This is a genomic window from Streptomyces malaysiensis subsp. malaysiensis (genome assembly GCF_040653035.1).
GTDB classification, from domain to species: Bacteria; Actinomycetota; Actinomycetes; order Streptomycetales; family Streptomycetaceae; genus Streptomyces; species Streptomyces malaysiensis.
This window is the reverse complement of sequence record NZ_JBEZNG010000002.1, coordinates 17,653-38,068: the sequence shown is the minus strand read 5'-3', so window position 1 is coordinate 38,068 and position 20,416 is coordinate 17,653. Positions and strand designations below refer to the sequence as shown.

At 69.3% G+C, this 20,416-nt stretch carries 17 protein-coding genes and 1 pseudogene; 13 read left to right on the top strand and 5 right to left on the bottom strand.

Features of this window, described 5'->3' with window-relative positions; genetic code table 11:
• Positions 1-223: 223 nt before the first annotated feature.
• From AB0E24_RS04315 to AB0E24_RS04300, 4 genes are all read right to left on the bottom strand, one after another.
• Positions 224-1,399 carry a methyltransferase gene (locus AB0E24_RS04315; RefSeq protein WP_359374835.1) on the bottom strand — a complete coding sequence of 392 codons (1,176 nt, stop codon included), beginning with the start codon at positions 1,397-1,399 and terminating at the stop codon, positions 224-226.
• 807 nt (positions 1,400-2,206) lie between these two features.
• Positions 2,207-3,679 carry a carbamoyltransferase family protein gene (locus AB0E24_RS04310; RefSeq protein WP_359374834.1) on the bottom strand — a complete coding sequence of 491 codons (1,473 nt, stop codon included), beginning with the start codon at positions 3,677-3,679 and terminating at the stop codon, positions 2,207-2,209.
• 125 nt (positions 3,680-3,804) lie between these two features.
• On the bottom strand, positions 3,805-4,992 hold the full coding sequence (locus AB0E24_RS04305) for an aminotransferase class I/II-fold pyridoxal phosphate-dependent enzyme (protein WP_359374832.1): 1,188 nt from the start codon (positions 4,990-4,992) through the stop codon (positions 3,805-3,807).
• The gene (locus AB0E24_RS04300; protein WP_206331003.1) at positions 4,989-6,353 is read right to left on the bottom strand and encodes a B12-binding domain-containing radical SAM protein; all 1,365 of its coding nucleotides are present in this window, start codon (positions 6,351-6,353) and stop codon (positions 4,989-4,991) included. The genes AB0E24_RS04305 and AB0E24_RS04300 overlap by 4 nt, the downstream gene beginning before the upstream one ends.
• 476 nt (positions 6,354-6,829) lie before the next feature.
• On the opposite strand from AB0E24_RS04300, the gene AB0E24_RS04295 reads away from it, so the two are divergent.
• The 8 genes from AB0E24_RS04295 to truD all read left to right on the top strand — a co-directional run bounded on the left by AB0E24_RS04295 (position 6,830) and on the right by truD (position 15,230).
• Complete coding sequence (locus AB0E24_RS04295; RefSeq protein WP_359374830.1) at positions 6,830-7,630, top strand: DUF6071 family protein; 801 nt, start codon at positions 6,830-6,832, stop codon at positions 7,628-7,630.
• Positions 7,631-7,766: 136 nt separating this feature from the next.
• Positions 7,767-8,567: a tyrosine-protein phosphatase gene (locus AB0E24_RS04290; protein WP_359374829.1), complete on the top strand. Its 801-nt coding sequence runs from the start codon at positions 7,767-7,769 to the stop codon at positions 8,565-8,567.
• A 252-nt stretch (positions 8,568-8,819) separates the two neighbouring features.
• Positions 8,820-9,611: an SDR family NAD(P)-dependent oxidoreductase gene (locus AB0E24_RS04285; RefSeq protein WP_359374827.1), complete on the top strand. Its 792-nt coding sequence runs from the start codon at positions 8,820-8,822 to the stop codon at positions 9,609-9,611.
• Between the two features lie 29 nt (positions 9,612-9,640).
• Positions 9,641-10,273: a 2OG-Fe(II) oxygenase gene (locus AB0E24_RS04280; protein WP_069869608.1), complete on the top strand. Its 633-nt coding sequence runs from the start codon at positions 9,641-9,643 to the stop codon at positions 10,271-10,273.
• Positions 10,258-11,721, top strand: a complete 1,464-nt coding sequence (locus AB0E24_RS04275) for a carboxyvinyltransferase (protein WP_359374825.1) — start codon at positions 10,258-10,260, stop codon at positions 11,719-11,721. The genes AB0E24_RS04280 and AB0E24_RS04275 overlap by 16 nt, the downstream gene beginning before the upstream one ends.
• A gap of 14 nt (positions 11,722-11,735) precedes the next feature.
• On the top strand, positions 11,736-12,473 hold the full coding sequence (locus AB0E24_RS04270) for a 2OG-Fe(II) oxygenase (protein ID WP_359374823.1): 738 nt from the start codon (positions 11,736-11,738) through the stop codon (positions 12,471-12,473).
• 151 nt (positions 12,474-12,624) lie between these two features.
• A complete protein-coding gene (locus AB0E24_RS04265; RefSeq protein WP_359374822.1) occupies positions 12,625-14,166 on the top strand; it encodes an MFS transporter in 1,542 nt (513 codons plus the stop codon).
• A 2-nt stretch (positions 14,167-14,168) separates the two neighbouring features.
• Positions 14,169-15,230, top strand: a complete 1,062-nt coding sequence (gene truD / locus AB0E24_RS04260; RefSeq protein WP_359374821.1) for a tRNA pseudouridine(13) synthase TruD — start codon at positions 14,169-14,171, stop codon at positions 15,228-15,230.
• Between the two features lie 98 nt (positions 15,231-15,328).
• On the opposite strand, the gene AB0E24_RS04255 is transcribed toward truD, so the two are convergent.
• On the bottom strand, positions 15,329-15,949 hold the full coding sequence (locus AB0E24_RS04255) for a GrpB family protein (protein WP_359374820.1): 621 nt from the start codon (positions 15,947-15,949) through the stop codon (positions 15,329-15,331).
• A 201-nt stretch (positions 15,950-16,150) separates the two neighbouring features.
• Between AB0E24_RS04255 and rph the strand changes: the two are divergent.
• The 5 genes and pseudogenes from rph to AB0E24_RS04230 all read left to right on the top strand — a co-directional run.
• Positions 16,151-16,411, top strand: a pseudogene (rph, locus tag AB0E24_RS04250) (ribonuclease PH); the annotation flags it as partial.
• Positions 16,412-16,996: 585 nt separating this feature from the next.
• Positions 16,997-17,860, top strand: a complete 864-nt coding sequence (locus AB0E24_RS04245; protein ID WP_079255714.1) for a 3-hydroxyacyl-CoA dehydrogenase family protein — start codon at positions 16,997-16,999, stop codon at positions 17,858-17,860.
• Positions 17,861-17,862: 2 nt separating this feature from the next.
• A complete protein-coding gene (locus AB0E24_RS04240; protein ID WP_167746866.1) occupies positions 17,863-18,135 on the top strand; it encodes an acyl carrier protein in 273 nt (90 codons plus the stop codon).
• Entirely contained in the window at positions 18,128-19,243 is a 1,116-nt protein-coding gene (locus AB0E24_RS04235; protein WP_100808788.1) for an acyl-CoA dehydrogenase family protein, read from the top strand. Before AB0E24_RS04240 ends, AB0E24_RS04235 begins: the two co-directional genes overlap by 8 nt.
• A 91-nt stretch (positions 19,244-19,334) precedes the next feature.
• Positions 19,335-20,411, top strand: a complete 1,077-nt coding sequence (locus AB0E24_RS04230) for an HAD-IIIC family phosphatase (protein ID WP_079255712.1) — start codon at positions 19,335-19,337, stop codon at positions 20,409-20,411.
• Positions 20,412-20,416 lie beyond the last annotated feature (5 nt).

Sequence of the window (20,416 nt, the reverse complement as noted above, 5' to 3'; positions counted from 1 at the left end):
GACGGCGAGGCCGCCGCGGGCGGTCTCCTTGTACTTCACTTTCATGCCGGCACCGGTCTCCGCAACTACCTGGCCTTTGGCGTACCTGGAGCGCGTGACGGAAGGCATGGTCCGTGGTCCGGCGACCCGGCCACGGGGCGTACTGCCGGACTGCCGGTCAGGCATCGTTCCCTGCCTGTCCCGAAGCCGTCACGCGTCCCGAGGCGTTCCGGGTACCGGCGTATCAGAAGGGCCGGACGGCACCGCCACCCGTCCACCGGCCGGCCTCGTCAGGGGGGGGCGGTGTGGCACCCTGTCCGCTGCTGCGACGCGGAGGTGCCTCCTTCTGTCCGGGGTTCCCCACTACGCGGAAATCCATCACGGTGGCGCCCCCGGGCAGTCGGCCGGACGCGCTGGGACTGAGCCCGGCCCGTCCGGCAAGGCGCGCGTAATCGGACTCTGAACGCTTCCTGCCGCCCAGGAGGACCAGCATGCGCAGGTCGTGCGAGGTCAGCCGACGGGTCTCGGAAAGATCCTCGGCCGAAACCGGCTCGTCCTGGAACACCCGCTCGGCGATCAGCACCCGGCCGCCGTCGGGGAGGGCGGCAGCGCAGGTACGCAGAATGCGGACCGCGCTCTCGTCGTCCCAGTCGGCCAGGACACGAGAGAGGAGACATGCGTCCGCACCGGTCGGGAGGCGGTCGAACATATCGCAGACCACCGTGTCGCCCCGCTCGTCGAGCCCCTGGGCGGCGAGTTGGTGGCGCGCCTCGGCCACCGATGCGGCTTGGTCGGCCACTGTCCCACGCAGGTGCGGGTGCGCTGTGAGGATTTCCCGGAGCAGGGTGCCGGTGCCCCCGCCGACATCGATCACGTGGCGGACGTCCGACCAGTCGTACGCGGTTCCGATTCCCTTGGTGGACTGGGAGACCTGGGACATCAGTCGGTCGAAGGACTCGGTCCGCGCGGGTGAAGCGGCCAGGTCCGCCCAGAACGGGGCTCCGTGGACCTTCTCGTAGACGGAGGTTCCGGAGCGGACCGCGTCCACCAGGTGGGGAAAGGTGCTGTCGAGCCGCCCGGCCACTTCGTCGGCGTCCAGCCACTGACGCAGATTGGCCGGGTGATCGGTCAGCAGTTCCGCGGCCAGTTCGGTGAGCGCGAAGGTGCCGGGTTCCGGCTCGGCGAAGATGTCCCGGCAGGTGAGGAAGCGCAGGAGCCGGGAGAGCGCTCGGGGGTCGGCTCCGGCTGCCTCGGCCAGGTCGTGCAACCGGGTGTGTCCCGCGGCGATGTGGTCGGCCAGACGCAGGGTGGCCGCCGCACGTACCGCGAAGGGGGTCACGATGTCGGCGATCTCAGCGAGGCCACGGGACTGCTCCGGGCGGTTGGGCCGATCCGGGGCCGACATGGACGCAAGTGTCATGTATTCCTCCATAGGGGCGTCACGGGGGCGGCGGCCGGGCATGTGCAGGGCCGGACGGGGACAAGTGGGGTCGGCCCGCCCGGCGGGAGGTGGTTCGGAAACCGGGCTTTCGGTAACGGAGTGGCCGTCGCGTGGGGGGTGGGCGGCCCGGCGAGGCGGTTGGCTCCGGGCGGCGATGGCGGCCGTTGGCCGGGGTCCGCCAGCGCGGTGAGCAGGGCAGCGGCCTGGCGTCGGGTGCGGCAGCGGTGGACCGGGGTGTTGGCACGGTGCAGGGCTGCGTGGATGACGGCCATGTCCCGGCGTCGGAAGAGCAGGGCCTTGCGGAGCAGCGCCGTCAAGCTGAGCACCGGGGGGTCGCCGGCCTCCCGGAGCAGGCGTGGCACGTACTCCGGCCGACCGGTCGCCGCCGACCGTCGGCGTCCGTGTCCGGCAGGGCGCGGTGCCCACCGAGGCGCCGCCCGGGTGCGGGCCGCACGCCGCAGGCGCAGGCACCGCCGTGCCAGCGCCGCCGCGCACAGCAGAGGGTGGCGGTCGAAGAGCACCACGAGATCCGCGGCGTGAACGCGTGGTTCCGCGGTGGCGGCGTAGTTGCCGTCGGCGATCCACCGCGGAAGGGCGCACAGAGCGTGGACGCGGCGGTTCCACTCTTCCTCCGTCGGCCGGGACCAGCCCGGGGACCAGTAGAAATCGTCAAGGTGGTAGAGGGGCAGACCGGTTGTGGCGGCGAGCAGGTGGCAGAAGGACGTCTTGCCGCTGCCGGGACTCCCGAGTACGACGACCCGCCGGGGCGGTCGATCCGGCCGCGGCTCACAGAACGGGGATGCCATGGAGCTTCCCGAACCGGGCGGCGTCCTCGGCGGTGTTCACCAGAGGTTCGCCCTTGATGTTGAGGCTCGTGTTGAGCAGCATCGGACAGCCCGTCTCCTCGTTGAAGCGCCGCAGGAGGGTGTAGAGGAATGGATTCTGCCGCCTGTTGACGGTCTGCACCCGGCTGGTGCCGTCAACGTGGCATACGGCCAGATGGGCCCCGGGGTCGCATGCCGTCCCGACGAACTGCATGTACGGACTGGTCGGTACCGGCAGGTCGAAATAGGCGTGGGCGTGCTCTTCCAGGACGATGGGAGCGAACGGTCTGAAGGGCTCACGCCGTTTGATCTCGTTCACCCGGCGCTTTGCGGTGGCCGGACGGGGATCGGCGAGCAAGCTGCGGTTGCCGAGGGCTCGGGGGCCGAATTCCGCTCGGCCGTGGGCCAGGGCCAGAACCTCGCCCCGGATGAGCCGTTTGAAGGCGTCCTCCGGATCGGGCTGTCGCTCGATGTCGTGGCCGAGATACGGGCCCGGCCACCGGATGTGTCGGCCGAGATGGGCGAGGGCCGATCCGACCGAACTGCCCGCGTCGCCGGGGCTCGGCATGATCCAGATGGTGTCGAAGAGGCCGGAGCGGGCCAGGCGGGTGTTGTAGGCGCAGTTGAGAGCGACTCCGCCGGAGAAGACCAGGTTGCGGGACCCCGTCTCCTTGGCCGCCCAGGCGAACAACCCGTCCAGCAGCCGTTCGGTCACCTCCTGGGCGCTGGCGGCAAGCGTGGCTGGGTCTGTCAGCTCCGGTCGCCAGTCGGCGATGCCGCGGTGCACCGAACGGGAGAGGCGGAAGTGCGGCCAGTCCGCCCGACGGACGAAGTCCTGCCAGATGACTTCGGCGAGGTCCGGTGTTCCATAGGCCGCCAGGCCCATCATGATGTACTCCTCCTCGTTGGGCTTGAAGCCCGCGCGCTGGGTGAAGGCGGAGTACAACAGGCCGATGCTGTGGGGGTAGTTCACCGTGGCCACCCGGTCGAGACGGTCGCCGCGTCCACGCCACAGCGAGATGGTGTTCCACTCACCGATGCCATCCACGACGACCACGGCGGCCTCGGGCAGGCCGGAGGTGTAGTAGCCGCCGGCCGCGTGCGAGTGATGGTGGTCGACGCTGTGCACCCGCGCTCCGCGCAGTTGTGGGAAGCGGCGCAGATAGGCGCGCAGTCCGACCCGGTCGGCCGCCAGACCCAGTTGACCGGAGCGGAGCTGCCGGGTGCGTTTCAGGAGGGGACGTTCGTAGTAGACGACTTCGTCGACGCGGTCCAGGTGGGTGAGGGCCGCTGACAACGCCTGAGGAGACAGCGCGGCGTCGTTCTTGCGTCTGCTGTAGCGCTCGCAGTGTGTCGCAAAGACCAGTTCGTCGTCGCGTATCGCGGCGACCGCCGCGTCGTGACTACGGCAGGACAGGCCGAGGATGTGCGTCATGGGGCGGCACCTCCAGTGGTGCGCGACACCGAGGTCGCTGGGGCCGTATGGGATGGCTGTGGGGCTCGTCGGGCGGATCCCGGGCGGGGGCCGAGGTGGTGCTGAGCCGGGCTTCCTGCGGTTCCTCACCGTGCGGGGCCCTCTTCCACGGTGAGTCCGTTACGGCGGGCGGACGGGCGGTCGGTCACCGAGTCGAGCAGCCGCGCGACGCGCCGCATCTGCGGCCGGCCCGCGAGGGACACCCGGAAACAACCACCCAACCCGGGGACGCCGGACAGCGAGCGGATACGGACGTGATGGACGGCCAGGTGGTCGCGTGCCGCGTCCGCGGTGGCGGGATCGGGCGACCAGAATGTGGCGAAGTTGGCGCCGGGCTGGAGCACGCGCCACTCCGGGTGGGCGGCCAGGATCCGGTCGACGAAGTCCCGCCGGATGGCGCGGACGTCCCGCCAGATCTCCCGCCAGCGCTCGCGCTGTGGCGCCAGGCGTTCCAGCAGGGCGACGCCGGGGGCGCCGACCGCGTTCTCGGAGCGGAAGCGGCCGATGTGTTCGCACAGATCCGGGTGGCCCAGCAGCGCGGAGATACGCAGTCCGGCCAGGGCGAACGCCTTGGAGTAGGAGTGCACCACCACAACGTTGGGAAACTCCGCGACCAGTGGCGCGTGGGAGACATGGACGAAGTCGCCGTACGCCTCGTCGATCACCAACAGATGCCCCAGAGCTCTGGCGGTCTCGGCGAACCGGCGCATGGTGGACGGCGAAAACAGCAGCCCGCTGGGACTGCCCGGATTGGTGACAGCCGCCACGGACGGGCCCGGAGCGTCGCGCAGCGCGTCGAGCAGGGGGTTCGGGTCTGCCACGGGGGGTGTGCCGATGACGCCGGGGACTCCTGTCACACGGACTCGGCGTAGCGCCGCGTAATGGCGCCATGCCTCGAAGGCGGGTTCCTGGAGGAGCAGCCGTCCAACCGGGCGGACGAGAGCGTCGACGACGAGGCCGATGCCGTTGTCGGAGCCGGCGGTGAGCAGAATGTTGGTGCTTTCGAGGCCGTGGTAGGCGCAGAGCGTGTCCAGGACACGGTCCTGGAAGGGGTAGGCGATGGTATCCCTCAGCGTGAGTGCGGCCAGTTCGTCTCCGACCAGCCGGTCACTCCAGGGGTGCTGGAGTTCGCAGCTCTTGAGGTTGAGAGTGCCGGGGCGGCGCTCGCGGGGCTGCCAGCTCACGCCGAGCGTTTCGGTGCCGAGCGGGAAGCGGAAGCCGTGGAGGTCCATGGCGCGGGTGAGGCCGGACGCCTCCTGTTCCGGGGCGGTCACCGAGCGGTTCGCTGGGGGATGCGTTCGTGGACGCTGGTGAGGCGGTCTTCCCGGCCGAAGAGGAAGGCGTAGCGGGCGTCGGCCTCCGGGCGTGGCGCGCTCCCGTCGGCGGTCGCGTTGCCTGCCGCCTCACCGCTGATCAACTGGCGGTTGAACCGGGCCACTTGCTGTGTCGTCATGTCGGCCGTCATCTGGTGGAACGGGGTGTACATGGTCGGGCGGACGCGGGCGCCGACCGAACGGGCCAGTTCGATGGTGCGTGCCGTGCCCTCGGCGGAGGTGCCCGGGAGTCCGACGATGATGAAGGCGTTCAGCTCGATTCCGGCCGCGTCGCACCACTCGGCCAGTGCACAGAACTTCCGCTCCTCGGTGCGTTTGCTCCGGGGCAGCCCGCCCTGGCCGTCCGCCTCCAGTGTTTCCAGGCCCACGGAGATACGGACACAGCCGGCCCGGCCCATCAGCGCCACCAGTTCCTCGCCGAGGTGGTGGATGGTGGTCGCGCATTTCCAGCGCGGTGAGACCGGACCCTCGATGAACCGCTCGCACAGTTCCCGGACCCAGCGCCGGTCAAGGGTGAAGGTGGGCGCGTAGAAGGCCACGTATTCGAATGGGTGACGGTCGTAACTGTCCCGGATGTAGCCGATGACGGCATCCACCGGAAGCCGGCGCTCGCGCAGCCCGAAGATCTCCGGGACTTCGCAGAAATCGCAGCCCACCGGACACCCTCGGGCCGCTGGAACAACCAGTTCACGCCGGAAGGGTATCCCGCAGAATTTGTGTTCGTCCCTGGCGTAGAAGCGATCGTAGTCTTGGTAGGGAATCTCGTCGATGTCAGGGAGAATCCACTGTTCGGGATCAAGCCGGCCACCGTGACCGACAGGTTCGAGCCAACCCTCGCCCTGCCGTACGGCGACGCCGGGTAATCCGGCCGGGGGGATGTACGGGGGACCGGATCGCGAGAGTGTGTTCACGTATTCGGCGACTCCGCACTCGTAGTCCCCGGACTGCACGACCGCGTCCAGGTCGAACTGTCGGAAAAACCCGTGGTTGAGGCTGGAGAGCCGACCGAAAGTAATCAGTCGGCTGTCCGGGGAAAGTTCCCGCGCGTACTCGATGAATCGCTCCAGGCCATCCACTGCGTCGAAATCGTTCATCACCGCGATGACGTCGTAGCGGCCTTGATGGAGCAGGTCTCCGACACCCTTCCAGTTCATACTCAAGGTGCCGGCCTCGCAGGTGTCCACCCGCCCTGTGGCGGGCTGGCGGCGCAGATATCCGGCCACCATGTACAGCGGGCTGTGGTGACCTGCGTTGAAGTAGCTCGGTACGTGGGGCGGCCAGATCAGCAGCACGTCAGTCATAGGGAATCCCTGGTGTCGATGGCTCGGACCTTCGGTCTCCTGCCCGGTCATCAGTGCTCGCCCCGGCCAGGGCGAGCACCGCAAGACCGGGAAGAAGACCGCATTGCCGGTGTGGTGGCGAGTGTCCGCAAGATCAGGTTTCCCGTCGCGGAGGTGCGACCCGCCGGAGCGGAAATGATCTGCCGTGGCGGCACCGGAACCACAGGATGCGTTCTACTCCTCCTGAACCAGGCCCACAACGGGCCGCCCTGACCGAAGGACTGATTTCTTACCGGTCGGCCAGAATGCCGTGAAAAAAGTCCAGGTCAGACGGTCGGCGCAAACGAACGACCCCGCCCGGCCATATCTGCATATGGCTCAAAGCATCGAGAGGCGGGCTTGGACGGAACTCGGCCGTGGTTGCCGTCCCGGATAGCGGAGTGCTTCAATCCGAGTCGGCCATATGTAACGTACATATGACGCACTGGAGGTGAGTCATGCTTTTGTACGCGAACGGCTGCTCCATGACCTACGGTGCCGAGCTGGTAGACGATGCCGACCCCGACCCCGTACGCCAGCGCTATAGAGAAGATCATTCCTGGCCGGCCCGGCTCGGTGAATTCCTGGACGCCGATCGTGTGGTCAATGACGCGGTGATCTCCGGTTCCAATGACCGGATCGTACGCACCACAATCGACTGGCTGGCCGAGCATCGTGAGGATGCGGAGAAGGGGCATCTGCTGATCGTCATCGGCTGGTCGGGGGCGATGCGCCGCGAATTCTACGTGGACGGCGAGTTCCGGCAGGTCATTCCGTACCAGCCACATCAGCATCCGGACCTCCAGAGGCTGATCGATGTCTACCGTGAGGTGGCCTGGAACGACCAGGAGTGCGGAGCCCGGCTGATCACGCAGGTGCTGTCCCTCCAGTCGTTCCTGTGTCTGTACCGGATTCCGTACCTGTTCTTCGACGCCATCGAGAGCTCCTTCGACACCCTCGGGCGGGCCGGCTTGGCCGACAGCGGCAGCACGAAGATGGTGGAGCGGTCACGCTTCTACCGGTTCGGCGACGCCGACGGCTCCATGGCCGATGTGCTGCGGGCATCCGGCACCGAGTGGAAAGGACGGCACCCTGCCGAGGACGGGCACGAGACGTGGGCGCACAAACTGGCGGCCCACGTGGCGTCCGAGCGGCTCCTGCGACGCCCCACCTCCGCGTCCGTCGCATTGCCCTCCGGACCCGCCTTCTCCCGCCGACGCGCCTTCCGGTCCGCGAACCGCGATTTTCTCTATCCCTGATGCACAGCCACGTCACTCCCGTGTACATCCATCGCGCCGACGTACCACCCGGCCGCATCCCGCCCCGGCACCGGCATCCCTCCTGGAGGGCTCAACTGATGGACATCCCACACGCCTTGGCCCCCCGCCCCCGGTTATGCGCGTCGCCCGCCCCATGAGTGCGTCCCCGCCGCCTTCCCCGTACGTACCACGGCTCGTGCCCACGGGGGTCAACCTCCGCGCCGTGACACCTCCGGGAGTGGTTCCCGGCCGCATCTGGCGCGCGGGGGCCGGGGGAGAGATGGACGCGCATACCGCCGCCGAACTGGCCACGCGTCATGGCCTCAGCAACGTGATCGATCTCCGGTCGCGGGGGGAGGCAAAGCGTTCAGGTGGTCCGGCCGCGCTCCTCGCGCACGGTGTGCGCTGGGCCCGTACTCCACTCGCCGGCTATCCGCGTGACATCGTGCATGCCCCCCGGCCGACCCCCGGCCAATACGTACGCTATTACCACGCCATTCTCATGAACAGCGCCCCTGGCAACATCCCCGGGCTGTTCAGCACCCTGGCCGAAACGGCCCACGAACCCTTCCTGGTCTGCTGCCATCTGGGCAAGGATCGCACCGCGGTGGTGGTCGCCGCCCTGCTCTCCCTGGCCGGAGTACCCGACGACATGATCGTCGCGGACTACGCGGCCAGTGGTACGGCTCTGCGTCCGCTGCTCGACCGCTTCGAGCACAAGTGGCGGGCGCACGGCTGGACGCGCCAGGACTACCTGACACACCTCGACACACCGGCTGTGATCATGCGGACCTGGCTCGCCGAGCTGCGTCAGCGGCACGGCAGTGTACGGACCGCGCTGATCAGCGCCGGGGCCGCCACGGGCGACCTGGTGGCCATCGCGTCCGCGCTCACGGATCCGCGGCCATCCCGGTCCGGGCCCAGGGCCCGGACCTGAGTACCAAGGACACACCGCACGTCCTCCCCGCCGCTCAGCGGCGTACCGCCAGGACGGTTCCTCCGCCCGGCGGTAGAGGCAAGGAGAAGGTCAGCCGTGGGACACCCAGAAAGCCGTGACGGTCCGCCCGATACGGCACCTGCCGCTGCGGCCAGGTCCTTGCCTCTTCCTCCGGGGCGCAGAAGCCCCTGGCCTCCGATCCCGCCGGCGTCCGCCCGCACATGCCTCGACACCCACCGACAGGAGACCTGTATGAGCCCGCCGTCCTCCGCCACTCCGCCTGCCGCCGGCCCCTTCCGGGGCGCCGCGGTGATCGGTGGCACCCACGGTCTGGGCCGCGCACTGGCACTCGCCGCGCGGGAGCGCGGACTGCGGACGGTCGTCTACGGACGCTCTGCCGCGCACCTCCCCGACGACGAGGGCCTGCTGCCCCGGTTCCTGGACCTCTGCGATCCGCAGAGCGTACGGACCGTCTCCGTCGACGTCCCGCAACCCTGCTACGTGCTCTGGGTGGCCGGAGCGTTCTTGAAGAAGCCACTGGTGGAAACCACCGAGTGCGAGGTGGAGCAGCTGACCCGGCTGCTGTTCACCGGCCCGGTGCTCTTCCTGCGGCGGCTGCTGGCCAGGACCGCGGGGCCCGTCCACCTGATCACGATCGCGTCCTCGTCCTCCTGGAAACGACGCGAGCGGGAGTCGCTGTACTGCGGGCTGAAGGCGGCACAAGCCACCCTGGTGCGCAACCTGGTACCCGAGATGCGCGCCGCGCACCCCGAGAACCGGATCACCCTGATCAACCCCGGCGGCCTGGCGGTACCGGACTTCCACACGGGACTCGACCTGGACTTCGGCGCCATGATGGACCCCGTCCGGGTGGCCGGGATCGTCTGGGACATCGCGACCGGACAGCGGCAGGCGTTCACCGAGGTTCAGATCCTCCGCAGCCGCGCACCCGGTTCCGAGGGCACCCCCGAAGTCTCCTACGGGGCACGCGCGCCACAGCCCCCCGAGGAGCCCGCCCCGGTATCCCCTCCTGCCCATCACTGACAGACCTGCCCACCGCTGACAGAGAGGACGTGCTCTTGCTGGACCTGAACGCGCCAGTGGAACGGCACGACGAACCGTACCGGTGGGCCGTGGCCCACTCCGTCATCCCGGAGCCGACCGCCCGGATCCTGCGCGAGCAGCTGCCCGCTCCTCAGGACCTCCACCCCGCCGAGCGCACCGGCGACGGCGACAAGACCTACCGGATGGCGGTCCTCCCTCTGATCCACCGCGGCGCACACGAACCCGGTATGGCGAAGGTGGGCGAGAAGTGGCACGAACTGGTCTCACGCCTCCAGTCGGACGCCTACCGCGACTGGGTGAATCGGACCATCGGCATCGATGTCACCGACACGATGATGGACATCGGTCTCTTCGTCTTCCGGGGCGGGGACCGCATCTCCGCGCACACCGACAAGCCCGGCAAGCGCGCCACCCATGTCATCTACCTCAACGATGACTGGAGGCGCGAGCACGGCGGCCAGTTCGAGGTACGGACCGGCCCCGACCTGTCCATCAGCCCTTACGCCACTGTCATACCCGGCGGCGGGCGCTCAGTGGTCTTCGCCCGGTCCGAGCGCTCCTGGCACGCGGTCGCCCCGGTGGCCGCCCATGCCCCGCAGTTCCGACTGACGTGTCAGGTGGAGATGTGGAACCTCGGCTGACCCCCTCCGTGTCCCCCGATGAGCACATGGCGCGCGACACCGCCATACCCGTCCCACCCACCCGCGCCCCGGCCGGCCACGTCCCCTACTGGGACATCGAGGCCGGACCACCGATCTCCGGCGAGCTGCGGATGTCCGGGTTCAAGCACCTCATGGTGGTCTGCATGGCGGCGGCCGGCCTGTCGGAGGAACCCTGGCATCTGCACAGCGCCCCGGACTTGGCCGACCGTCAGGCACTGGCGTGCATGCTGCGGTTTCTCGGCGCACGCGTGGACGTCGACGAGGACGCGGAGCGGATACGTATCGACGCGGCCCCTCTGACCGGCCATCGCGTCCCGCCCGACCTGTCGGCCCAAGTGCACGGCGGCGCGTATCTGCTGCCCGTCCTGCTGGCCCGGAACGGGCGGGTGGACTCGGGGGCTCACGGCGGCTGCCGCATCGGTGGAGGGCGCGGGGGCGGCCGGCCGGTGGAGCACATCGCCCAGGTGCTGGAGCGCTTCGGGGCCATCTGTCGCACGGACGGCGCCGGGCTGATCGCGACAGCCCCACGGGGCCTGCGCGGCGCCGTGATCGACCTCGCTGACTTCTCAGCTCCCGACCCCCACCACGGGCTGCCCACCGGCCCCCACTACTCGGGGGCCACCAAGACCGCGCTGCTGGCCGCGGCCACCGCTCGCGGCACCACCGTCCTGAGGCACCCCTATCCCAAGCCCGACGTCCAGGAACTCGTTCGGGTGCTGGCACAGGCCGGAGTAGCTGTGGACATGACACCGAACACCATCGAGATCCAGGGCGCGGACGGCCCCATCGGCACCGCCTCAGTCGTCCTGCCCTCCGATCTGCTGGAGGTCATCACCTTCGCCACGGCGAGCGTGCTACTCGGCCGGGAACTGACCCTGCGGCTGACGCGCCCCGAAGTGGTACGGGACGGGCTCGCCCCGGAACTGCGCCACCTGCGGCGGATCGGGGTCCCGCTCACCTGGGACGGCGATCTGCTGCGCATCCGGCCGGCCGCGGGGCCGCTCGCACCCGATCGGGTCGTCGCCGCCTCCCATCTCGTCTACAGCGACGCCCAACCGCTCTTCGCGCTGCTCCTGCTGGCAGCCTCCGGGCCCTCGACACTGGTCGAGACCGTCTGGTCGGGGCGGTTCGGCTATGTCCACGGGTTGCGCTCCATGGGCGCCAGGCTGGCTGTGCACGGGCAGGAACTGCACATCCATCCCGGCCCTTTGCACCAGGCGCCAGGACCTCTGCGGGGGACGGACCTGCGCGCCACCGCCACGCTACTGCTCGCGGCCCTGGCCGTCGGCACCTCACACCGGCTGTTCGGCGTGGAGCATCTGGCCCGCGGCTATGCCGGGCTCCCGGACAAACTCCGCTCCCTCGGCGCGCGCATCACCCCCGGAACCACCGCCGCACCCGCGGATCCACCGGGCTCCCAGGAGTAAGGAGGCGAACCACGATGACCGACGGCCCGCGGCCCACAGACACGCTCTGGTCCGACGGCTACGACCCGGTGCTCGACCTGCCCGCCCTACGCCGGGCGGAGCTCACCGAGCGGCCCTATCGCTGGGCGGAACTGCCCGACACCCTGCGCGGTGCCCAGGGGCGAACCGCACACAGGCTGGAGACGGAGTTCCCGACCCGAGGTTTCCGGCTGACCGAACGGACCGACCGCGAAACGGGAAAGACCTACCGCACGCGCAACCTGCCGCTGATCGCCCAGGGACGTCCGGTCGCCGGCAGCCGCTTCGCCCTCTCCCCCCTGTGGCGGCGTCTCGTCGACGAACTGGCCTCATCCGAATACCGCGCGGCGGTGGCCGAGGCGACCGGCTGCCGGCTGGAGGGCTGCTTCATCGAGGCTCGGGCCGTCCGTTATGGCCCCGGCTACTGGATCTCGCCGCACACCGACCGGCCCGACAAGGTGGTCACCCAGCTCTGGTACTTCAACTCCCAGTGGCCGGCGAACTGGCAGGGGACACTGCGTATCCTCGGGTCGCCCGCGCCCGACGACGTAAGGGCCGAGATCACGCCGCATCAGGGCTCCTCGGTCCTGCTGGTCCGCTCCGGCCAGTCCTGGCACTGCGTCACCCCGGTCTCCGCCGACGCCTCACAGGACCGGCGCACCCTCCTGCTGCACTTCGTCGACCCCGCGGCCGACACCACTGCGGGCCGTCCGGCGCCGGGCGCGCACAAGTGACCGCCGGGCAGCCAAGCGCGACAATACGGCGCGGATGGGGGAAAGCCCGGGGCGGCCTCCCGGGAAGAACCCCGCACAGGGCGCGGCCGGCACGCCGTCACCTCTCCGGACGGTGGAACACCCCCATGACCACGAAGCAGGGCCTCATTCCTTGAGCCGCACCCATGACACCGTATTCACGGCCCCGGCCGAGGATCCGGCGCACAGCCGCCGCTACGGCCGCCGTGTGATCTCGGTGACCTCGGTCACCGCCCTGCTCACCGGCCTCAACACCAGCGGCCTCGACGTGGCGCTGCCCGGCATCATCCGGCACTTCCAAGCCTCCGCCGCGCAGGCCGGCTGGATCGTTCTCGGCTACCTGCTGGCCGGCACCGTCCTGCTGCTGGTCTGGGGCCGTCTCGCGGACCTGTTCGGACGGCGGCGCCTCTATCTCACAGGTGTCGCCGTGTTCGCCGCAGCCAGCGTCTGCTGCGCCCTCGCCCCGGATACCCGGTTCCTGATTCTCGGCCGGATACTTCAGGGAGTGGGGTCGTCGGCCATCGTCGCCAACACCACGGCACTGCTCGCGGACTCGTTCCCGCCCGAGCGACTGCCCAGGGCCCTCGGTGTCAACGCGACGCTCATCTCAGCCACCCAAGCGGCCGGGCCCCTGCTGGGCGGGGCCGTGACGAACCTCTGGGGCTGGTCAGGAATCTTCTGGGTCAGCGGAGCGACAGGTCTGGTCGCCCTCGGCCGGGCGGCCCACATCCTCCGTCCGGACCGTAACTCCGGCCCCTCGGAGAGGTTCGACCTGGCGGGCGCCCTGCTGTCGGTCCTGTTCCTGGGAGGCGGAGCACTGGCCCTCACCGAGAGCGGCCCGCGAGGCTGGACCAGTGGCACCGTCGTCCTGAGCGCGACGGTGTCCCTGGCCGCCTTCCTCGTCTTCCCCCTCGTCCAGAGCCGTCGCCGCTACCCCCTGTTGGACTCCTGGCTCTTCCGCGACCGGCGCCGCACGATGGCGCTGCTGGCAGCCTTCCTGACGGCGACGTCGTACTTCTCGGTCGTGCTGGTGATGTCCCTGTACCTGCAAACGCTTGAGCATCTGGACGCCCTGTCCGCGGGTTTCCAGGTGATGCTCATGGCCGTCGGTTCCATGCTCACCTCTCCGCTGGCGGGGCACCTGTCCACCCGCTGTCCGGCGCGGACGCTGGCCAGCGCGGGCACAGCGACATCCGCACTGGGCATCGCTCTGCTGGCACTGGCGCTCGGCCCGCCCGCACCAGCCGGACTTACCGGGCTGGGCCTGTTCCTGACGGGCGCCGGTGCCGGTCTGTTCGGGGTGCCGAACACCGACGCGCTCTTGTCGCTGGTACCCGCGTACCGACGCGGCATCGCCAACGGCGTCCGCTCCCTGCTCCAGAACACCGGCTATCTGATCAGTACGGTCCTGACCCTGACGCTGGTGACGGGACACGGACAGTCCGGAGAAGGCCGGGGCACCACCCTCTCCGCCCTCGACCTAAACGGCTCGCCGGAAGCTCTCGCCGGCCGCTACCAGACGGCGCTGGTCGCCCTTTTCTGTCTGTGTCTGGCGGCCACGGCCGCGTCCCTCCTGCGTGGCTCCGCGCTCCCACCGGAACCCCCGCCGGCCCGCACCGCACCCCCGGACCGCCCCGGACCGGGGAAATCCGCCCGAACGGAAGGAACGGAGTGAACGTGGAGTACCCCGTCCTCAAGGCCCACGACACCGACTTCGTGGTCCAGGAAAGCATCGTCCTACCCGCTCAGGACGATCCAGACGCCCCTTACCAGTACCTGCGGCTGCGAAAGCGCGGATACACCACCTTCGAGGCGCTCGAGTGCATAGCCGCCCTCTGCGGCGTCTCCGCCTCCGACCTGTCGACGGCGGGACTGAAGGACGAGGACGCCGTCACCGAGCAGCACATAGCCTGCCGGGGGAGATTGCCCCGTGATGCCATCACCGAGTTCAACGCCCGGCACGCCTCCGGTGCGCGCACGATGACACTCACCACCCACGGATACGGCCATCTGAACCTGCGCGCCGGGCAGTTGGAGGGCAACGCCTTCAGAATCACCGTGCGCGGTCTGAGCAGCGGGTTCGCAACCACCCTCGGCGCACTTGGCGAGCGAGCCGAGAACCTGTTCTTCGTCAACTATTACGATGTCCAGCGGTTCGGCGTGGCCGGCGGCCCCCGGACCACCCATCAGATCGGCGGCGCCCTGCTCGAAGAGGACTACGGAACGGCCCTCGCCCTGGTTCGGGAGTCCCAGTCCCCGGAAGCAGACCACGCCCGGCGCTTCACCGGACCTGCCGCGCGGTTCTTCGACCGGATCGACCCCCGGGTCCGGGCCTTTTACCTGTGTGCGCGAGCCTCGTGGGTATGGAACGGCCAACTCGCCGCACTGGTGAAGAAGGTCAGCCACCACCCGCTGGACGAGACCCTCCGGGAGGGGCTTCCCTATGTCTTCACGACACACAGAGACGACGTACTGGCCCTGCTGCGGCACGCGACGTCATTACCCTACGAGCGCTACCGCTGGTCGAACGCGGCGATCCGGTGCACCCAGGGACTGCGCCGGACGGTCGTACAGACCCGTATCCGGGTGGACCGCACGAGCGAGGACAGCGACACACCAGGACGGTACGCCTGCGAGATCGCCCTCTTCCTGCCCCCCGGCTGCTACGCCACCAACGCGGTCTCGCAGTGGGTCGCCTGGATCGCCCGTACGGACACACCCCGGAACGCCAACGCCTAGGGGCTCCCGACCACGCTGCCGCAGCACAACCACGCGGCTCACGGCCCGGGGACGCACATACCCGGCCCGGAGCGCCGAGCCGGTCGGGGCATTCGGCCTCAGGTGTGCTGTGCAGAGGTCCGGGGCGTCAGTGCGTCAGCCACCCGCCAACCCGTGGCCCGGGCCCAGGGTTCGGCAACGGCGATGACCAAGTCGACGACAGGGTCCTTGACATCAGCGTAGGTCGCGAGGTCGGGCACGGCCCCGGCCAGCACCTGCTTGAAGCGTGCGTAGGCCGGAACCGCGGCCGGGTGAGCCCGAAGCCAGTCGCGGAAGAGAAGAGCAAGCCGTTCATTGGGTGAGCCGGCCACCCGCACGTGGAAATTGACATCCGGCTCCCGAGGGCTACGCCGGGTCCACAGCCGCTTCGTCCAGTGGGCGGGATCGTCGTCGCTGCCGGCCGGGACATGGTCCTGGCGGTACGGCGTGAGTTCGAAACCGCGGTCGGCCAGCAGCGGGGCGAACGCGTGTTGTGCCTCCTGGAGGTCGCGGACACCGGCCTGGAGGTCGAAGACGGGTTTCGCGGCCATGCCGGGCACTGCCGTACTGCCGATGTGTTCGACGTGCAGCGCGAGCGGCTTGAGCAGGTCGTACATATCGGTGGTGAGGGTCTTGCCCCGAACGGTCCATGCGGGGTCGAAGCCGACTACGACGAGGTTGGGGGAGGAGTCCTTGGGCACCGGGCAAGTCTAGGCCCAGACTGACGTCGGCGCGTGCAGAGCCGTACAACGCAGCGCGGGGTAACCGACCGCCGGTCCTACCCCACAGATCGGGCCAACTCCCGTACGCAGGAACCCCAGGACCCCGCCCGCGGATAGACTCACCGCCATGCCTCGCATCGACGGTCGAACTCTCGCACAGTTGCGTCCCGTCACCATCGAACGCGGGCCGCGATCAGCGTCGGCATCGTCGACCGCACCCCGCTCCTCGACCTCTGCTACGAGGAAGACGTCCGCGCCGAGACCGGCATGAACGTCGTCTGCACCGGCGACGGGCGCTTCGTCGAGGTCCAGGGCACCGCCGAGGGCGCCCCCTTCGACCGCAAGGAGCTCGACGTCCTCCTTGGCCTGGCCACCGCCGGCTGCGTCGATCTCGCCGCGCTCCAGACCGATGCACTCGCCCTCCAGCAGGAACCGGCCTGAAGCCGCCAACGAGCCGGACGGCACCGGGGCGCGTGCCGCTGCCGCTCGCCTTCGCCCGGATGGACGGAACTCCGTTCTCGCCCGCCGAGGTGGCGATCGGCAAGGCGTACACGGCCGCGGCATTCGTATGGCCCGAGCCTGGACCTGACGGCGCCCTATGAAGGTCACGGGCCACCGCCAGCCGGCTTCGGGGCGGCGGGGGTTCGCCGCGATGTGCCGTCGGCGGCGGCCCGTGTCCCACCGCCTGACGGCTGTCCTCAGTGGCGGCCGTGCTGCTGGCGCGCTGCCCGACGCGCCCGGGGCGGTCAGATGGCCCGGGGCGGGGCGCGGAGATCGTTGATCAAGCTCTGACCTGCAAGGGCGATGGAAAGACAGCCGTGTACGTTCCTCGCGACCTCCACCTTGCGAAGAACACTAAGAATCTCCCTAGGAAGCTCTCGTCAATTTCCGTATCGGCCCAGCTCTGGCCTACCGTTTCCCGCGAAACAAGCCATTGCGACGAGGGCCTGTCATCCATATATGGCATTCGCCTGTTGCGTGCCTCAGGAGGGCGCGCTCATCCTGAATGACGATTGGAGGCGGGTGATGGGGCATACCCCATCGGACACGATCGCGGTTGTCGGCGCGGGGGTCATGGGGCGGAGTATCACCGCACTGGCGCTGGGCCGTGGGGTGCACGTCGTGCTGGTCGACGTCTCGGAAGAGGTGCTCGGGAACGCCCGGGCGGAAATCACCCAGCAGCTGCGGCACGGGCAGTTCATGGGCGCCTTCCCCGGCTCCCCGGCCCCCGGAACGCTGACCACGACGCAGTCCACCAGCGATGTCGCGGATGCCGCCGTGGTGATCGAGGCGATCACCGAGGACGCCTCGCTCAAGGCGCGGGTCATGGCGGACATCTCGAGCACGGTCCCCGCCGGGGTCCCGCTCATCACCAACACTTCGGGTATTCCCATCGCCGAACTGGCGAAGTCGGTGCAGCGGCCCGCGGAACTGGCCGGGGTGCACTTCATGAATCCCGCCTATCTCATCGAGATGGTGGAGGTGATTCGCGGCCCGCAGACCGGCGACGATGCCATGGCCGCGATCCTGTCCGTCCTGGAGAGGCTGGGGAAGAAGACGGTCGTCGTGCGCGACGCGCCGGGATTCGTCACCAGCAGGCTGCTGCATCCCATGATCAATGAAGCGGCGAGGGTCGTGGCCGAGGGCACGGCGAGCGTCGAGGCCGTGGACCGGCTGATGCACGGCTGCCTCGGCCATCCGACCGGTCCGCTGCGTACCGCCGATCTGATCGGACTCGACAATCTCGCGGACGCTCTTCGGCTGCTGGCCGAGCGGACCGGGAATCCCACCTTCGAGCCCTGTGAACTGCTCATGGAGAAGGTACGCCGCGGTGATCTGGGGCGTAAGACGGGGCGCGGGTTCTACGACTATGGAAAGGTGCTTTCGTGAGTATGGACCAGGCGGTCACCGCCGAGGGGATCGAGCAGGCGATCACGCAGTTCGTATCGGGCCGGGTGAAGGCGGAAGTGCCCGCCGATGAGGATCTCTTCGCATCCGGACTGGTGTCGTCGATGTTCGCGATGGAACTCGTCGTCCATCTGGAACAGGCATTCTCCGTGCAGATCCTGGGAGACGACCTCAAGCGGGACAACTTCCGTACCGTCCAGGCCATGACCGCTTTGGTGGCACGGTTGCGCGGGGTCGAGCAGCCCGCCGATGCCTGAGACCGAGACGCTCACCGGGGCCCGGGAGCTCATCGACGACCTCGTCGGGGACCGGGCCGCGGAATGGGACCGTGCGGGGCTGATCCCCGATGATGTGCTGCGCACGCTGGCCACCCGTGGCCTGCTGTGCGCGGGGGTGCCGGAGACCTTCGGCGGGCTGGGGACGAGCAGCGCGGCGAACGGCGAGTTCACCGCGTACGTCGGCAGTCGGTGCAGCTCGCTGCGGAGCGTGATGACCTCGCAGGGCATGGCCGCCTGGACCATCCAGCGCCTGGGCAGCCCGCTACAGCACGCCGAATACCTGCCACAACTGGCCGGTGGCAAGCTCGCCGCCGTCGCGTTCAGCGAGGCGGAGGCGGGTAGCGATCTGTCGGCGATGACCACGACCATCGAACCGGACGGTGACACCGTTACCGTCCGGGGGCAGAAGGTGTGGACCACCGCCGCTCACTACGCCGACATGATCGTGGTCGTGGGACGGTATGGCTCCGGGGCGGCCGCCGTCGTGGTGCCCGCGTCGGCTCCGGGTGTCACCGTCAGCAGGGTCCCGCAGCCGTCCGGCTGCCGGGCGGCGGGCCACGCGGATGTACGACTCGACGATGTGCGGTTGCCCGCCAGTGCGGTACTCGGCGGCGGACAGCCCTTGATGCTCCTGGTGACCACCGCGCTGGCATACGGGCGGATCTCGGTCGCCTGGGGCTGTGTGGGCATCCTCCGGGCCTGTCTGGACGCCGCCCGCGAACACGCCCGCACCCGAAAGCAGTTCGGCAAGCCGCTCGCCGGCCACCAGCTCGTCGGCCGCCACCTGGCGAACCTGCTGACCGCCGAGCAGATCGCCACCCGGGTGTGTGAACACGCCAGCCGGTGCTGGGACGACGGCTCTCCCGAGATGGTGGTCGCCACCGTCCTCGCCAAGCAGGTGGGCGCTCTCCAAGCCGCGCAGGGTGCCGCGGCGGCGGTGCAGGTCCTGGGCTCGGCGGCCGCGCACGAGGGCCATGTGGTCGAGCGCGCCTACCGCGATGCGAAGCTCATGGAGCTAATCGAGGGCAGTACGGAGATCTGCCAGCTGATCCTCGCCGACCACGCGGTGTCGATGCCGGGGCTTTGAGACGGCGCCACAGACGACACTTTGAGACGGCGCCACGAGATGGCGATATGAAGCGGCGCCACGAGACGGCGACATGAGACAAGGAAGAGCCGTGGCTGAACAGACCTCGATCGTGAAGTGTCTGGTGTGGGACCTCGACAACACCCTGTGGCAGGGCACGTTGCTGGAGGACGGCGTGGTGACGCTCCCCGCCCCGATCCGCGACTTGATCGCCGAACTGGACAGCCGCGGCATCCTCCAGTCGGTCGCCAGCAAGAACGACCACGACCAGGCGTGGAAGCAGTTGGAGGAGCTGGGCGTCGCCGAGTACTTCGTTCTTCCGCGCATCGGCTGGGGACCGAAGTCCGATTCGGTGCGGGAGATCGCGGCCGAACTCAACTTCGCGCTCTCCACGATCGCCTTCGTCGATGACACGCCTGCGGAGCGGGCGGAAGTCCAGTTCCATCTCCCGGAGGTCCGCTGCTACGCCGCCGAGCGGTTGCCCGAGCTCGCCGCCCTGCCGGAGTTCAGTCCGGCGAGGGTGACAGTGGACGCGCGCCGCCGCCGGGAGATGTACCAGGCCGGATTCCAGCGGAAGGCGGCCGAGGCGGATTTCCAGGGGCCGAGTGATGACTTCCTGCGTTCCCTGGAACTCGTGATGCGCATCGAACGCGCCACCGAGGAGGACCTGTCCCGGGTGGAGGAGCTGACGCTGCGCACCAGCCAGATGAACGCCACGGGGGTGCACTACTCGCTCACCGATTTGCGTGGACTGCTGGCCGATCCACGCCATGAGGTACTGGTCACCAAGCTCAACGACCGGTTCGGGCCCCACGGTGCGATCGGCCTGGAGCTGCTGGAGAAGCACCCGCGCGCCTGGCATCTGAAGCTGCTGGCCACGTCGTGCCGGGTGGTGTCGTTCGGCGCAGGTTCGGCGATCCTCGGCTGGCTCACCGACCAGGCAGCCCACGCGGGCGTCCATCTGGTCGCCGACTTCCGCCGGACCGAGCGCAACCGGATGATGGACATCGCCTACCGTTTCGCCGGTTTCACCGACGAGCCGTGCGACTGCCGGGCCGGACTGCCCGCGCCCGAGCAGGAGGACATCCACCGGCTGCATCTGACCCCGGAGCCCTCCGCCCCGCCACCCACGATGAAGCTGCACGCCGTCAGCCTGCGGGGGGTTTGAGCGAG

What these genes read in the sequence shown, in the direction of transcription:
- AB0E24_RS04315 (WP_359374835.1), bottom strand. Translation starts at nt 1,399, where the DNA reads ATGACACTTGCGTCCATGTCGGCCCCGGATCGGCCCAACCGCCCGGAG.
- AB0E24_RS04235 (WP_100808788.1), top strand. Translation starts at nt 18,128, where the DNA reads ATGCCTGAGACCGAGACGCTCACCGGGGCCCGGGAGCTCATCGACGAC.
- AB0E24_RS04240 (WP_167746866.1), top strand. Translation starts at nt 17,863, where the DNA reads ATGGACCAGGCGGTCACCGCCGAGGGGATCGAGCAGGCGATCACGCAG.
- AB0E24_RS04270 (WP_359374823.1), top strand. Translation starts at nt 11,736, where the DNA reads ATGACCGACGGCCCGCGGCCCACAGACACGCTCTGGTCCGACGGCTAC.
- AB0E24_RS04295 (WP_359374830.1), top strand. Translation starts at nt 6,830, where the DNA reads ATGCTTTTGTACGCGAACGGCTGCTCCATGACCTACGGTGCCGAGCTG.
- AB0E24_RS04285 (WP_359374827.1), top strand. Translation starts at nt 8,820, where the DNA reads ATGAGCCCGCCGTCCTCCGCCACTCCGCCTGCCGCCGGCCCCTTCCGG.
- AB0E24_RS04245 (WP_079255714.1), top strand. Translation starts at nt 16,997, where the DNA reads ATGGGGCATACCCCATCGGACACGATCGCGGTTGTCGGCGCGGGGGTC.
- AB0E24_RS04300 (WP_206331003.1), bottom strand. Translation starts at nt 6,353, where the DNA reads ATGACTGACGTGCTGCTGATCTGGCCGCCCCACGTACCGAGCTACTTC.
- AB0E24_RS04290 (WP_359374829.1), top strand. Translation starts at nt 7,767, where the DNA reads ATGCGCGTCGCCCGCCCCATGAGTGCGTCCCCGCCGCCTTCCCCGTAC.
- AB0E24_RS04310 (WP_359374834.1), bottom strand. Translation starts at nt 3,679, where the DNA reads ATGACGCACATCCTCGGCCTGTCCTGCCGTAGTCACGACGCGGCGGTC.